The 13,846-nt window shown below is 74.7% G+C and carries 15 protein-coding genes and 2 tRNA genes; 8 read left to right on the plus strand and 9 right to left on the minus strand.

Annotated elements, in window-relative coordinates; translation table 11 throughout:
• Positions 1-37 precede the first annotated feature (37 nt).
• Positions 38-595 (plus strand): TetR/AcrR family transcriptional regulator, encoded by a 558-nt coding sequence (locus tag CLV72_RS09465; protein WP_106243150.1) that lies wholly within the window; start codon positions 38-40, stop codon positions 593-595.
• 40 nt (positions 596-635) lie between these two features.
• Here the strand turns inward: CLV72_RS09465 and CLV72_RS09470 are convergent, their stop codons facing one another.
• On the minus strand, positions 636-1,334 hold the full coding sequence (locus CLV72_RS09470) for a tetratricopeptide repeat protein (protein WP_146159398.1): 699 nt from the start codon (positions 1,332-1,334) through the stop codon (positions 636-638).
• 316 nt (positions 1,335-1,650) lie between these two features.
• Here CLV72_RS09470 and CLV72_RS09475 point away from each other — a divergent pair, with 316 nt between their 5' ends.
• The 4 genes from CLV72_RS09475 to CLV72_RS09485 all read left to right on the plus strand — a co-directional run bounded on the left by CLV72_RS09475 (position 1,651) and on the right by CLV72_RS09485 (position 2,735).
• Positions 1,651-1,842 carry a hypothetical protein gene (locus CLV72_RS09475; RefSeq protein WP_106243156.1) on the plus strand — a complete coding sequence of 64 codons (192 nt, stop codon included), beginning with the start codon at positions 1,651-1,653 and terminating at the stop codon, positions 1,840-1,842.
• Positions 1,843-1,963: 121 nt separating this feature from the next.
• Positions 1,964-2,048: transfer RNA gene (locus tag CLV72_RS09480), tRNA-Leu, on the plus strand.
• 128 nt (positions 2,049-2,176) lie between these two features.
• A tRNA-Ser gene (locus CLV72_RS32110) sits at positions 2,177-2,268 on the plus strand.
• Positions 2,269-2,363: 95 nt separating this feature from the next.
• Entirely contained in the window at positions 2,364-2,735 is a 372-nt protein-coding gene (locus tag CLV72_RS09485) for an HNH endonuclease (RefSeq protein WP_245930031.1), read from the plus strand.
• 36 nt (positions 2,736-2,771) lie between these two features.
• Here CLV72_RS09485 and CLV72_RS09490 read toward each other — a convergent pair whose 3' ends face one another.
• Positions 2,772-3,944, minus strand: coding sequence for a homogentisate 1,2-dioxygenase (locus tag CLV72_RS09490; RefSeq protein ID WP_106243163.1), 1,173 nt, complete (start codon positions 3,942-3,944; stop codon positions 2,772-2,774).
• A gap of 271 nt (positions 3,945-4,215) precedes the next feature.
• Here CLV72_RS09490 and CLV72_RS09495 point away from each other — a divergent pair, with 271 nt between their 5' ends.
• Entirely contained in the window at positions 4,216-4,722 is a 507-nt protein-coding gene (locus CLV72_RS09495) for a MarR family winged helix-turn-helix transcriptional regulator (RefSeq protein WP_245930081.1), read from the plus strand.
• A gap of 39 nt (positions 4,723-4,761) precedes the next feature.
• Here CLV72_RS09495 and CLV72_RS09500 read toward each other — a convergent pair whose 3' ends face one another.
• On the minus strand, positions 4,762-5,643 hold the full coding sequence (locus CLV72_RS09500) for an N-acetylmuramoyl-L-alanine amidase (protein ID WP_106243170.1): 882 nt from the start codon (positions 5,641-5,643) through the stop codon (positions 4,762-4,764).
• A gap of 117 nt (positions 5,644-5,760) precedes the next feature.
• Here CLV72_RS09500 and CLV72_RS09505 point away from each other — a divergent pair, with 117 nt between their 5' ends.
• Entirely contained in the window at positions 5,761-6,156 is a 396-nt protein-coding gene (locus CLV72_RS09505; protein WP_106243173.1) for a YkvA family protein, read from the plus strand.
• Between the two features lie 269 nt (positions 6,157-6,425).
• Here the strand turns inward: CLV72_RS09505 and bldC are convergent, their stop codons facing one another.
• The gene (gene bldC / locus CLV72_RS09510; RefSeq protein ID WP_106243177.1) at positions 6,426-6,635 is read right to left on the minus strand and encodes a developmental transcriptional regulator BldC; all 210 of its coding nucleotides are present in this window, start codon (positions 6,633-6,635) and stop codon (positions 6,426-6,428) included.
• 428 nt (positions 6,636-7,063) lie between these two features.
• Positions 7,064-8,035 carry a DUF8083 family protein gene (locus CLV72_RS09515; RefSeq protein WP_245930032.1) on the minus strand — a complete coding sequence of 324 codons (972 nt, stop codon included), beginning with the start codon at positions 8,033-8,035 and terminating at the stop codon, positions 7,064-7,066.
• 351 nt (positions 8,036-8,386) lie between these two features.
• On the opposite strand from CLV72_RS09515, the gene CLV72_RS09520 reads away from it, so the two are divergent.
• A complete protein-coding gene (locus CLV72_RS09520) occupies positions 8,387-8,638 on the plus strand; it encodes a DUF3073 domain-containing protein (protein WP_106243669.1) in 252 nt (83 codons plus the stop codon).
• A 152-nt stretch (positions 8,639-8,790) separates the two neighbouring features.
• On the opposite strand, the gene purM is transcribed toward CLV72_RS09520, so the two are convergent.
• The 4 genes from purM to CLV72_RS09540 all read right to left on the minus strand — a co-directional run bounded on the left by purM (position 8,791) and on the right by CLV72_RS09540 (position 13,697).
• Positions 8,791-9,840 carry a phosphoribosylformylglycinamidine cyclo-ligase gene (purM, locus tag CLV72_RS09525; protein ID WP_245930034.1) on the minus strand — a complete coding sequence of 350 codons (1,050 nt, stop codon included), beginning with the start codon at positions 9,838-9,840 and terminating at the stop codon, positions 8,791-8,793.
• 88 nt (positions 9,841-9,928) lie between these two features.
• On the minus strand, positions 9,929-11,443 hold the full coding sequence (gene purF, locus CLV72_RS09530; protein WP_106243180.1) for an amidophosphoribosyltransferase: 1,515 nt from the start codon (positions 11,441-11,443) through the stop codon (positions 9,929-9,931).
• Between the two features lie 81 nt (positions 11,444-11,524).
• Positions 11,525-13,168, minus strand: a complete 1,644-nt coding sequence (locus CLV72_RS09535) for a 3-hydroxyacyl-CoA dehydrogenase NAD-binding domain-containing protein (protein WP_245930035.1) — start codon at positions 13,166-13,168, stop codon at positions 11,525-11,527.
• 73 nt (positions 13,169-13,241) lie between these two features.
• On the minus strand, positions 13,242-13,697 hold the full coding sequence (locus tag CLV72_RS09540) for a sterol carrier family protein (RefSeq protein WP_106243183.1): 456 nt from the start codon (positions 13,695-13,697) through the stop codon (positions 13,242-13,244).
• Positions 13,698-13,846 lie beyond the last annotated feature (149 nt).

Consider the following 13,846-nt stretch of genomic DNA (forward strand, 5'->3'; position numbering starts at 1 on the left):
CTTGTCAACTGAACATTCACTCAATAACCTGGCCGCCATGCCCACCCGCGATCCCGAGGCCAAGCGGCGGCGGCTGCTCGACGCCGCCCGCGCCGAGTTCGCCGCCCACGGGATCGCCGGCGCCCGGGTCGACCGGATCGCCAAGCGCGCCGGGTGCAGCGCCGGGCTCGTCTACACCTACTTCGGCGGCAAGGACGAGCTGTTCGACGCCGTCTTCGCCGACGTGGTGGACGGCGCCGTCACCGAGGTGCCGATCACCCCCGACGACATTCCCGGCTACGCCGGGCGCCTCTTCGACGCGCACGAGCGCCATCCCGAGGTCGCCCGGGTGGTCGGCTGGTACCGGCTCGAGCGCGGCACCGCCCTGCCGTCCTCGGCCGGCGCGGCGACCGGCGCCAAGGTGGCGGCGGTGCGCGCCGCCCAGGAGGCGGGCACCGTCTCCCGCCGCTTCGACGCCGAGCAGCTGATCGCGCTCGTGCTGACCCTCTCGGCGATGTGGACCGCCGCCTCCGTCGAGGCCGGATCCGACGCGGCCGACCGCGCGGTGCGCCGCGCCACCGTGGTCGACGCCGTCCGCCGCCTGGTCGAGCCCTGAGGCCGCGCCAGAGGACGGCGGGGGCGGCCGCCCGCCGCGCTCAGGCCGCCTCGGCGCCGAAGGACGAGGTCCCCAGCAGCCGCCAGTCCCGGCACTGGTCGCCGTACTGCCCGAGCAGCCGGCGGGTCTCGGGGTGGCCGGGGCCGAGCACCCGCGTCAGCTCGCCGATCGCGAACTCGTAGCAGACCCGCGCCTCGCCGCGCCGGCCGGCGCAGGCGTAGGCGTCGGCCAGCTCCGCGCGGGTCAGCAGGGTGACGGGGTCGTCGGGGCCCGCGACCCGCTCCAGCTCGGCCATCGCCTCCTCAAGCAGCGGCACGGCGTGGTCGGGGCGGTGCAGCAGCAGGTAGGCCGAGCCCAGCTCCCGGCGCGCGTCCAGCGTCTCGGGCCGGTTCGGGCCGAGCGCGTACAGGGAGTCGTGCACGGCGTGCTCCATCAGCGGCACCGCGGAACCCACCCGGCCCTGCTGCACATAGACCCGGGCCAGCTCGCGGCGGGCCGACAGCACCTCCGGGTCGGCGGGGCCGCGCCGGCACTCCAGCCGGGCCAGCCGGTCCCGCAGCCGGCGCGCGCTCGGCGGCTGGCCGAGCAGCACCAACATCAGGCAGCCGACGGCCGCCGTCAGCAGCACCGCCGCCGCCACCAGCGCCCCCATGCCGAGCTGCGCCCAGCCGGGCGGCAGCAGGACGAGACCGAGGAAGAGTCCGACCAGCGCGGCGATCCCCAGGGTCCGCAACCCCACCGCCACCGGTCCTCTCGACGGGTTCTGCACGCGAGCTCACCCCCACAGCACACTGCACACTGCTCCCGTGACGCCGCGGGCCGGACGGGGCGGGTCGAGGTGGATACCGCCCCGTTTGACCCAACGATCTACAGATGCCCCGGATGCACCGCCGGAGAACCTGTCCGGGAGGCCAGGGAACCGTGCGCCGCGGTCAGGGTGCGGATCGCCGCCGCGGCCCCGTTTAATCCGTTGCGCCGCCCACCCGGCTCCGGCACCCTGAATCACGTCAGCGGGCCGCTGAGACCGGCCCAGGGCACACCGGAAGGAGGCCGCCATGGACGCGAAACGGCTGATGCCGCTACTGCCGCCGCGCAGCGCTCCGGCGGCGCTCGCCGGCGGCGCGCCGCTGGGCGCGCACCGGTGGTCCGGCGTCGCGTGCCCTTCCCCGCTCCGCCCGGCCGAGTCCCCGCTCGGCCGCTACGAGCACGGCACCCTCGCCGGCACCGGCCGGAGGTGTGGCGACTAGGTCCGTTCCGGGCCCGTACGAGCCGCCCTCCGGGACCCGTCCTGGACGGCGGCTCGGCTCCGTCCGGGCGCCCCCCGCCCCTACCACCGCCCGATCGCGGGCGGCACTCCTCGCACACCTTGCCCGGGTGGCGGAATTGGCAGACGCACCGGATTCAGGATCCGGCGGCCCACGGGCCACTGCAGGTTCGACTCCTGTCCCGGGTACCGGCGCTTCCCCGCGATCGTGCGGTGAAGACCGCCGCGATCACCCGGTTCGTCCGCGAAGGCTCAATCAGCGCCTGAGGGGGCATAACCGGGAGGACACATCGGCAGCGAGATGACAACAGTCCACTGGAGGGGCCAGCCGAAGGATGGCGGCGGCCGCGGTTTGGAGAACCGTCGGGGACGGGTGCGTCCCGTAGGGGTTCGATCCCCCTTCCCTCCGCACAGCCCGCAAAGGAGGTGCGCCCGGTGGGCGTGCTGGTTCTGAATGCCTCGTACGAGCCCCTGCACAAAGTGTCCCTGACCCACGCGATACGCATGCTGGTGCGGCAGGTGGCGGTGGTCGAAGAGGTGGTCGAGGGCGCCACCTTCGGCACCTTCCCGGTGCCCAGGGTGCTGCGCCTGGTCAGGTACGTGACGATGAAGTGGCGCTACGGCCGCACCCCCTCGTGGTCCAAGCGCGGTGTGCACCTGCGGGAGAACGGGCGCTGCGCGTACTGCGAGCGGCCCGGCGACACCGTCGACCACATCGTGCCGGTCTCGCGGGGCGGCCCCAGCGACTGGCTGAACACGGTGCTGGCCTGCGGCCCGTGCAACAACCGCAAGCGCGACCGCACCCCGGCCGAGGCGGGGATGCGGCTGCTGGTCACGCCCCGGGTGCCGCCCTGGGGCGAGGTGCTCTTCCGCTGAGCGGGGCCGGGCGGTGCACCGCCCGGCCCCGTGCCGTCAGCGCGCCCAGCTCCACGCGTAGCCGGAGTCCTCCACCGCGAGGGCGGCCGCCCCCAGGCCTAGGGGGCGGAAGGTGTCGACCATCACCGCCGTCTCGGTGGTGTGGGTCTTGCCGAGGCTGGCCTCCACCGCGCCCGGCTGCGGGCCGTGGGTGAACCCGGCCGGGTGCAGCGAGACGGAGCCCACGTCGATCCCGGAGCCGCGCCGGGCGGCGTAGTCGCCGCCGACGTAGTACATGAACTCGTCGGAGTCGACATTGTGGTGGTTGTAGGGGATCGGCACCGCCTCGGGGTGGAAGTCCAGCGGCCGGGGGCAGAACGAGCAGATCACGAAGTTCGGCCCCTCGAAGGTCTGGTGCACCGGCGGCGGCGCGTGCACCCGCTTCACCAGCGGCTCGAAGTCGTGGATGCTGAAGGCGTAGGGGTACAGGTAGCCGTCCCAGCCGACCACGTCGAAGGGGTGGTGCGCGAAGGTCATCCGGGTGAGCCCGCCCCGGGTGCGCACCAGCACCGGCGTCTCCCGGGCGGCCTCGGGGCCCTCGGCCACCAGCGGCTCGGTGGGCCCGCGCAGGTCGCGCTCGCTGTAGGGGGCGTGTTCGAGCAGCTGCCCGTAGGCCGAGCGGTAGCGGCGCGGCGGCCGCACGTGGCCGCGCGCCTCGACGGTCAGCGCGGTCACCGGCCCGCCGGTGGGCACCCAGCGGTGGATCGTGCCGGTCGGCACCACCACGTAGTCGCCGGCCGCCACGTCGAGCGCGCCGTAGCTGGACTCGAACCGGGCCGCTCCGTCCTGGAGGTAGACCACCTCGTCGCCGGCGGAGTCGCGGTAGAGCGGGCTCGGCGCGTCGGCGCGGACGTAGCCGATGGTGACGTCGGCATTGGCGGCCAGCACCTGGCGGCCGAGCACGAGGTCGCCGCCGGCGGGCAGCTTGCCGGTGCGGAAGTGGCGGGGGGCGAGCGGCTGGTTGGGCCGCACCTCGGCGCCGTCGGCCGGCGCCTCCACCGGCTCGCTGCGCACGATCGCGGTGGGCAGGTTGACGTGGTAGAGCAGCGAGGAGTCGGAGGAGAAGCCCTCCTCGCCCATCAGCTCCTCGGCGTACAGGCCGCCGTCGGGCCGGCGGAACGCGATGTGGCGCTTGCGCGGCAGCTCCCCCACCGCCCGGTAGTACGGCATCGGCACCGACCTCCCGCACACATCACGCATATCGTCAAAGCCTTGACCAAATGACATTAACGCGGCTGGTACGGGACGTCCAGGGCGCCCGGCGGCTGGTGGGTGGCCGGTTCCGGCAGCGCCGGTCCGGTGGCCGCGCGCCCCGCCGCGGCGGGCGGAACCGACCTAGGCTGACGGCGTGACCCCTCCCGCAGACCCGCCCGCCGCGCCGCCGGCGGAGCCGCCGCCCGAGTCCGGTGCCGGGCCGACGCCTCCCGCCGCCGAGGAGCCGCTGACCTTCTGGTCCTTCGTCGACGCCGCCGTGACGCGCACCGCGCGGCAGCTGCCCGGCACCGACACCGACGCGACCCGCCTGGTCCTCACCCTGTACCGGGTCACCAACATGGTCGTCTACGACCTGGAGTCCAGCGTGCACCGCCCGCGCGGCTGGAGCTGGCCGGGCTTCCGGCTGCTGTTCGTGCTCTGGCTGGCCGGCCCGCTGGAGGCCGGACGCGCCGCCGAGCTGAGCGGGATGAGCCGCCAGGCCGTCTCCGCGCTCACCAACACCCTGGAGCGCCAGGGCCTCGTCTCCCGCGCGCCCTCGGCCCGCGACGGCCGCTCCGTGCGGCTGAGCCTGACCGACACCGGCCAGCGCGCCATCGCCGACGCCTTCGCCGCCCACAACGAGCGCGAGCGCCTGTGGGCGGCCTCCCTGTCCGCCGAGGAGCAGGCCACCCTGGTCCGCCTGCTGGGCAAACTGGGCTCAGCCGCCCAGCACTCCGAGATCCGCCGGCGCTGAGGGGTCCGCCGGCCGCCGCGCGAAGGCCGGCGGGGGATCTCAGCCCAGGTAGTCGGCCAGGCCCGCGGCGATGCCCTCGGCGGCCAGCTGGCGCCACTCGGGATCGGTCATCAGCGCGGCGTCGTCGGCATTGCGCATATTGCCGACCTCCAGGAACACCTTCGGCACCGTGGAGAGGTTGAGCCCGCCCAGGTCGCCGCGGACGTCCAGGCCGTCCTCGGCGGTGTAGTCGGAGTAGGGCTGACCGGTCACCTCGTGGAAGGCGTCGCGCAGCGAGCGGCCGAGCCGGGCGGAGGGCTCGGCGATGGCGTCGGTGTAGCCCTCGATCCGCTCCGGCACGATCACGTGGAAGCCGCCGCCGCCGTCGGGACCGCCGTCGGCGTGGATGGACACGGCGGCGTCCGCGCCCGCCTCATTGCCGATCTCGGCCCGCTCGTTCACGCACGGCCCCACGCCGTCGTCGTCGTGCCGGGTCAGCACCACCTCGGCGCCCCGCGCCTCCAGCAGCTCGGTCAGCCGCAGCGCGACGTCGTAGTTGAAGGCGTGCTCGGCGTAGCCGGAGTCGGTCTCGGCGCCGACGGTGTCGCACTCCTTGGTGTCGGGGCCGGCCGGCACCTGCTGCGCGATCTGCTCGGCCGCGGCGGCATTGCCGCCGTTGTGGCCGGGGTCGACGGCGATGACGGCGCCGTCGAGCGCGTCCCGCGCGGGTGCCGGCGCGGAGGCGGAGCCGGTCGGCGGCACGGCGCCCGGCGGGCGGGTACCCTCGCCGACGGCACCCGGCGGCGGGGCGGAGGAGCCGCCGGGAGCGGCGGCGGGCGAACCGGCCGACGGGCTGGGCTCCCCGCCGCCCGGACCGCAGCCGGCGGCGAGCACCAGTACCGCAGCCAGCACACCGGCGCCGCCCCTGGTGAAGAGTCCCATGCCGCCCGAGCCTAGCCGCGCCCGGTGCGCAATCGTCCGGGATCGGGGTAGGAACGCCCACGGGACAGCGGAAACCGGACGCCTGGGCGGGCGACGGACGAACACGAAGGAGCCCCGATGCGAAAGTCACAGCGCACGGCCGCGGCCGCCGCCGCGTGGCGCGCCGCACGCGAACCGGACCGGCCGGGCTCGCCCGGACTCGGCGAGCGCCTGGCCGCGCTCCCGCGCACCCTGCGCGCCGGACTGGGCGGCGAGTACCCGGGCCTGGGCAAGGGCAAGGTGCTGCTCTACCTGGTCGCCCTGATCTACGTCGTCTCCCCCATCGACGCCCTCCCCGAGATGCTGGTGCCCTTCCTCGGCTTCGCCGACGACGTCGGCCTCGCCGTCTGGCTGACCACCAGCGCGCTCAGCGAGAGCGGCCAGTACCTGGAGTGGGAGCGGCGCCAGGGCCGCGTCGTCCAGGGCCGCGCCAAGCGGGTCGAACCGGACGGCCCCGAGCCCGAGCAGCCCTGACCCGCGCCCGCTGACGCCCCGGACCGGGCGACGGAACGGTCTCATGCCGCGGGCGCGGCCGGGAAACGGGGCCCGGCCGCGCCCTTCGATCCCGGCCGCCGCCGCGGCCGGCCCTCCTGACACGTCGAACGGGGCGCCCGGTCGGCGAAGCCGCCCGTACGCCCCGGTCATCGGCGCTTCCCTGCCGCCCGGGGCGCGGGTCCGGCAGCCTCCCCTCCAGCCGCCGCCGCGCCCGACGGGCGACGAGTGATCCCCCTCCTAGGTGCCGCTCAGGCGATCTCGGCGCGCTGGTTCGGGATACCAGCCAGCAGAGCGCGCACCTCGGTCTCGCGGTAGCGCCGGTGCCCCCCCAACGTACGGATCGAGGTCAGCTTCCCCGCCTTGGCCCAACGGGTGACTGTCTTGGGGTCAACGCGGAACATCGTCGCGACTTCAGCGGGGGTCAGCAGCGGCTCCGCCTCCGGCGTGCGTGTTGACATGAGTTCGGCCTCTCCTCCTGGACCTGCCAGATCCACTGTCCCAATTCCCGGCATTCTCGGCGCATGGCCCGGATGTCCAATATCGCCTCGTAGGTACATATTGGCATCACCCGAGGTGACTACGCGAGTACTTACCGCGACGAACTTTCCGAGAGTCGCCCGCCGCTACCCGCACAGGAAGTCACGCTGCGTGATTCTAGCGACACGTTGTGTTGCAACGGGGCGGATTCACCTAAAACTTCGCCTCCCTGCCAGATTTTTCTGGCGAACCAGCCCAAGAAAGGGACAAATTGCGCCAAAACCGAGCGGTTCGACAGGCTCGCGTCAACCGGATGGCCTCATTCGGCCAAGTTATCCGCCGTCTCGCCATTCGAGCAGACACGAAGGTAACTCACGGCCACCGGGCGCCGACGCGGCGTCGCGGCCGCTCAGTTGGCGCGCTCACGGGCCTGGACCGCGTCCCAGCGGCCGCGCAGCCGCTGGTACATGGCCATCGACACCTCGTCCTGCCGCGTCTCCAGACCGGTGAGCGCCGCGGCGACCTCCGCCACGGACTGGTCCGTGCGCAGCGTCTCGTCGTCGAGCAGGTGCACCAGCCCGCCGTAGTCCAGCTCCACCAGGGAGTCGCGGTGGAAGCCCTCCAGCCACCGGCCGGCGTCGCGCACCTCGGTGAGCAGGTCGCCGTCGCCGACGTGGCGGCGGATCACCGCCACCGCCCGGGCCAGCCGGCGCCGCGCCTGCCCCATCGGGGCGACGTACAGCAGCGACCTGGGCGCGTGGGTGGCCGCCGGGACCGGCTGGCCGACCGCGGCCCGCCGGCCCTCGGCCGCCTCGCCGCCCTGCGGCACCGCGTCGTCGGCGCCCGCGGCCGCGGGCGGGCCGGGCTTGGCCAGCACCAGCCAGCGCTGGGCCGAGTCGAAGGGGACGAACCACGACAGCGGGATCGTCCAGTTGCTCTCCAGGATCTGCGGCACTGCGTCCTCGCCGCGCAGCCGGGCCCGCTCCTGGTCGGCGGTGAGCTGGTCCACCACCACCCGCGGCACGAAGACGTCGACCAGCCGCTCCTCGGTCTGCGCCCGGAAGCGGCCGAAGGCCGCCCACGAGCGCGATCTGGTCCGCCACGGGCACACATAGGTCTGGCCGTTGGCCCGGCGCACATAGGCGTCGCCGCTCTCCCGCTCCGGCGCCACCACCGGGGGGCGCCCCATCAAGCGGCGCAGGGCGGCGCGGTGCTCCACCGCGAGCGCGTTCACCCGGCGCGGACGGTCCGCCGACGCCGCGTACTGCTGCCAGTGGGCGCGGTCGGCTCCGGTGTAGGCGATCAGGGGCTGGTATACACGGAAATACGCGGTGTAGGGCAGCACGAACGCATCGTGGCACGGCGGCGGGGTGTCGCGCACGATTCCTCCGGCCTGTCGCCGGGATTTCGATGATTTCGTGGAAACCGCTCCAGAGCGGGCCCGCGCACGGGCGCTGGACGGCGCGTCATATCCTGGGTGTCCCGCCGTCGGCCGCGGGCCCGGGCAGCCAGCCCGGAGCCGCTCCGCAGCGGTGCCGACGACGCCTGGAGCGGCGCCGGCCGACCTGCGCCGCGTCGTGCGACGTAGGCGAGTCGGGTCAGAAACGGGTACGGTTGTATCTGTACGACAAGCTGGCGCCTGTCGTCAGTGCGGTGACGGCTGTCAGCCCGGCATGCGGTTTTGCGAGTGATCTGGGGTCACGTAACCCCGTTCGTTGAGGGGGTCGAGCCAATGGGGCGCGGCCGAGCCAAGGCCAAGCAGCAGAAGGTCGCCCGACGGCTGAAGTACAGCAGCGGCGGGACCGATCTCGATCGGCTGCGGTCAGAGCTGGGTGTCGCTGAGGATGAAGGCGGGTCGTCCGCGGACGATCCGTACTACGACGACTCCTCGGACGACGGACTGGTAGACCGCTATGCGGATCTGGCCGACAAGTACTCGGACGACGATCGCGAAGACGAGTCCGAGAACGCCCGTCGGCGCTAGCGGCGACCGGCAGCGGTCGCGTTCCCGCCTCGGCGGTCGCGCGTCCGCACCAGTCGTCGGGGGCATTGCCGTCGGCGGTTGCGGCGGAGGTCCCAGGGTTGACGTCTCCGAAGGCCCGGCCCGCCTTTCGCGGACCGGGCCCTTTGGTGTGCTCAGACCCTGGCATGCTCGCCCCGCAGTACCGTCCGGCCGCCGCCCGGCACGATCTCGCCGAGCCGCCAGGCCGGCACCGAGCGGCCGGCCAGCAGCGCCAGCGCGCGCTCGGCGTCGCCGGCCGCCACCACCGCCACCATGCCCACCCCCATGTTGAAGGTCGCCTCCATCTCGGCGGCGGGCACCCCGCCGTGCCCGGCGATGACCGAGAAGACCGGCTGAGGGGTCCAGGTGCCGCGGTCGAGTTCGGCGTCCAGGTGGCCGGGCAGCGAGCGGGCCAGGTTGGCGGCCAGCCCGCCCCCGGTGATGTGGGCGAAGGCGTGCACCTCGGTGCCGGCGGCCAGGGCGAGGCAGTCCAGCGCGTAGATCCGGGTGGGTGTGAGCAGTTCCTCTCCCAGCGGCCGGTCCAGCTCGGGCAGGTCGGCATCCCAGGCCAGCTTGGCCCGGGCGACGACGTGCCGGATGAGGGAGTAGCCGTTGGAGTGCGGCCCGGAGGAGCCGAGCGCGATCACCGCGTCGCCGGCCCTGACCCGGTCGGGGCCGAGCAGCGCACCGGCCTCCACGATGCCGGTGCCGGCGCCGGCCAGGTCGTACTCGTCGGGCCCGAGCACGCCGGGGTGCTCGGCGGTCTCGCCGCCGACCAGCGCGCAGCCGGCCAGCCGGCAGCCTTCGGCGATCCCGCCGACGATCTCGGCGATCCGCTCGGGCACCACCTTGCCGCAGGCGATGTAGTCGGTCATGAACAGCGGCTCGGCCCCGCTGACGACGAGGTCGTCCACGACCATGCCGACCAGGTCCAGGCCGATGGTGCCGTGCCGGTCCAGGGCCTGCGCCAGCAGCACCTTGGTGCCCACGCCGTCGGTCGAGGTGGCCAGCACCGGCTCCCGGTAGCGGGCGGTGTCGAGCCGGAACAGCCCGGCGAAGCCGCTGGCGTCGGCCAGCTGCTCGGGCCGGCGGGCCCGGGCCAGCTTGGCCTTCATCAGCTCGACGGCGCGCTCGCCGGCGGCGATGTCCACTCCGGCGGCGGCGTAGCTGCTTGCTTCGGACACGGGTGAACCCTTCGTAGCCGTCTGCGACATGAGCGTGGGTGCCGGGCACCGGCCCCGCGGCGCGGCCCCGGCGGGGCCGTCCGGGGGCTCAGGGGCGGCTGAGCGCGTCGGCCGCGCCGACGCCTCCCGCCAGGCGGGCCACACCGTCGGGGTCGGGACGGTGCGGCTCGGCCTCTTCCAGCAGGAACTTGCCGCGCTCGGAATCGGGGACCTCGATCGGGTAGACGCCGTCGAAGCAGGCCCGGCACAGGCGGTCGGACGGGATGGTGGTCGCCTCCACCAGCTGGTCGAGCGCGACGTAGGCGAGGGAGTCGGCACCGATGGAGGCGCGGATCTCGTCGTGGCCGAGGTTCCCGGCGATCAGCTCGGCCTTGGTGGCGAAGTCGATGCCGTAGAAGCACGGCCACATCACCGGCGGGCTGGAGATGCGGACGTGCACCTCGGCGGCGCCGGCCTCGCGCAGCATCCGCACCAGCGAGCGCTGGGTGTTGCCGCGCACGATGGAGTCGTCGACGACGACCAGCCGCTTGCCGCCGATGATGTCGCGCAGCGGGTTCAGCTTGAGCCGGATGCCGAGCTGGCGGATGGTCTGGCTGGGCTGGATGAAGGTGCGCCCCACGTAGGAGTTCTTCACCAGGCCCTGGGCGTAGGGGATGCCGCTGGCCTCGGCGTAGCCGATCGCGGCGGGGGTGCCGGACTCGGGCACCGGGATGACCAGGTCGGCCTCTGCCGGCGACTGGCGGGCGAGTCTGCGGCCCACCTCCACCCGGGTGGCGTGCACGCCGCGGCCCGCGATGGTGGTGTCGGGCCTGGCCAGGTAGACGTACTCGAACAGGCAGCCCTTGGGCTTCGCCGGGGCGAAGCGGCGGCTGCGCAGCCCGGAGGCGTCGACGGCGATCAGTTCGCCCGGCTCGATCTCGCGGATGAAGGTGGCGCCGACGATGTCGAGGGCGGCGGTCTCGCTGGCCAGCACCCAGCCGCTCTCCAGCCGGCCCAGCACCAGCGGGCGGATGCCCTGGGGGTCGCGGGCGCCGTAGAGGGTGTGCTCGTCCATGAAGACCAGGGAGAACGCGCCCTTGACCCGGGGCAGCAGCTCGGCGGCGGCGTCCTCGACGCGGTGGTCGTCGTGCGCCGCGAGCAGCGCGGTCAGCACCTCGGTGTCGCTGGTGGCGGTCAGCTCGGCGGGGTCGACGCCCTTGGCCAGCTCGGCGGTGTTGATGAGGTTGCCGTTGTGGCCGAGGGCGAGCCCGCCGCCGCGGTCGTTGGAGCGGAAGGTGGGCTGCGCGTTCTCCCACACCGGCGAGCCGGTGGTGGAGTAGCGGCAGTGGCCGACCGCGATGCCGCCCCGCAGCGAGTTCAGCGCGGACTCGTCGAAGACCTGGGAGACCAGGCCCATGTCCTTGTAGACCACGATGCGCTGGCCGTCGCTGACCGCGATGCCGGCGGATTCCTGGCCGCGGTGCTGGAGTGCGTAGAGTCCGAAATAGGTGAGCTTGCTGACCTCCTCGCCGGGAGCCCAGACGCCGAAGACCCCGCAGGCGTCCTGTGGTCCACGGTCGTGCGGATCGAGGTCGTCGGTCAGCCGTCCGTCGGGATGCGACACGCCTTCAGCCTACCCGCTCCCCCGACCCGTCGAGCGGGGCGCCCCCGCCGGTCCAGGTCAGCGGCGGGATCGGGGGCGCGCTCAGGCGTCCAGCCGGGCTTCTGGGCGGGTGAGGGAGAGGCCGAGCTCGGCGCGCCGGCTGAGCCAGGCGCTCGGCCGGTAGCGGGGGTCGAGGTAGCGCTGGTGCAGGCGGCGCAGGATCGTGTCGACGCGGGCGGCGCCCACGGCGTCGCCCCAGGCCAGCGGGCCCTGCGGGTAGCCCAGGCCCAGGACGACGGCGACGTCGATGTCGGCCGGGGCGGCGATGCCGAGCTGGGCCGTCTCGGCGGCCAGGTTCACGATGGCGGCGAGCAGCCGCTGGGCGATGAAGCCGGGGCTGTCGCGGATGGCGACGACCTCGCGGCCGGTGGCGCGCAGCGCGGCCGCGGCGGCGCGCAGGGCGTCGGGAGCGGTGGCGGGGCTGCTCGCCAGGGTGAGCGGGCCGGCGAAGTAGTGCTCGGGGGCGCCGCCCGCTCTGGCTCCCGTTCCGCCTCCCGTCCGGCCGGGCGTGTCGCCGGGGCGGCCGAAGGGGTCGACGCCGACGGTGCGCTCGGCCGGCAGGCCCTGCTCGCGCGCCTCGGCGGTGACGTCGGCACCGAAGGGAGTGACGATGTGCAGCGCCCCGGGCCCCGGCTCGGCCGCGAGCGGGACGCCCGCCTCGGCCAGCATCGCGGCCAGCCGGGCGGCGGCGGGCTCCGCCGGCGACACCCAGACCGGGGGCGCGCCGGGCCCGGCCGGGGCGGCGGCGTCGCCGGGCGCGGCGTCCAGGGAGCCGTCCGCGCGGAAGCCGGTGCCGTTCTTGCGGCCGAGCAGCCCGGCCGCCAGCCGGCGGCGCAGGGTGGGCGAGGGGCGCAGCCGGGGGTCCTGGTAGAAGCCGTGGTAGACGTTCTCGGTGACCGGCTGGGAGACGTCGACGCCGGTCAGGTCGAACAGCTCGAACGGGCCCATGCGCAGGCCGAGCACGGAGCGGGCCACCAGGTCGATCTGGGCGGGGGTGGCGATCCGCTCGTCCAGCAGCCGCAGCGCCTCGGTGCCCAGCGCCCGGCCGACGTGGTTCACCAGGAAGCCGGCGGTGTCGATGACGCGTACCGGGGTGTGGCCGAGGGCGGAGACCAAGGCGCCGAGCCGGTCGACCAGCTCGGGCGCGGTGCGCTCGCCCGGCACCACCTCGACCAGCTTCATCAGCGGCACCGGGTTGAAGAAGTGCAGGCCGCACAGGCGCTCGGGGCGGCGGAGGCCGGCGGCGATGTCAGTGACCGACAGCGAGCTGGTGTTGGTGGCGAGCACGGTGTGCGGCCCGGTGCGCGCCTCGACCTCGGCGAACAGCTCGCGCTTGACCCGCAGCTCCTCCACCACCGCCTCGATGACGAGGTCGGCGGCCGCGGCGGCCTCCAGGCCGCCCTCGGCGAGGCGGCCCGCCGCCGCCCGCGCGTCGGACGGGGCGAGGGCGCCCTTCTCGGCCAGCCGGGCGATCCGGCCGCGCACCTCGGCGATGGCCTCGGCCACCGCGCCCGGCCGCACGTCGACCAGGGTGGTGTGCACGCCGGCCACCGCCAGCACCTGCGCGATCCCGCGCCCCATGGCGCCCGCGCCGACCACCACCGCCCGCCGGAACGACGCCGCCCCGTCCGCGGGCGCGCCCGGCGCCGCCTCCGCCGGGACCCCGGTGTCCGCCGTACTCGTCACGAGACCGCCTCCTCGCCGCCGCGTGCGTCCACTCTCGCACGCGGTCTCCGTCCGGCGGCGGTCCGGGCGGGGCTCAGCGCGGGGGCGCCAGCGGCAGGTAGGGGCCCAGGTCGGCGCGCACGCCGCTGGCCGCCACCCGGTGGCGGGCGGCGGCGTCGGCCCAGGTCAGCCGGCCGGTGGCCAGTTCGAGCCAGGTGACGGGGTCGGTCTCGACCACGCCGGGCGGGGTGCCCCGGGTGTGGCGGGGCCCGGCCACGCACTGCACGGCGCCGTGCGGGGGCACCCGGACCTCCAGGGAGTGGCCCGGCGCGGCGGCCGCGAGGCGGTCCAGGGTGCCGCGCACCGCCGCCTTGGCGGCGGCCCGCACCGGCACGGCGCCCGCGTCGGCCGCCCGCAGCACCGCGCGGGCGAGGGCGTCGACGAGCGCGCCGAGTTCGTCGGCGCCCTGATAAGGGTCTTCGCCGGAGGCGTCGAGCTGCGCGTCGAGAGCTTCGCGGACTCTCCGTGCGGAGAGCTTTACGGGGGGCATAAGGCAAGCGTAGAACGGGCAGCATCACTGTTTATCGCATCGTGGCCGGTCACCGCCGTTCACCTGGGATTCACGCCCCGGTGGCGCGGTACCGCTTGACTCCACCTGGAGCGCCGCACGGCGCCCACGGTCCGCACTCCCCGCAGGTG

Origin of the sequence: Allonocardiopsis opalescens (assembly GCF_003002095.1) — a bacterium.
In the GTDB taxonomy this organism is placed as follows: Bacteria; Actinomycetota; Actinomycetes; order Streptosporangiales; family Streptosporangiaceae; genus Allonocardiopsis; species Allonocardiopsis opalescens.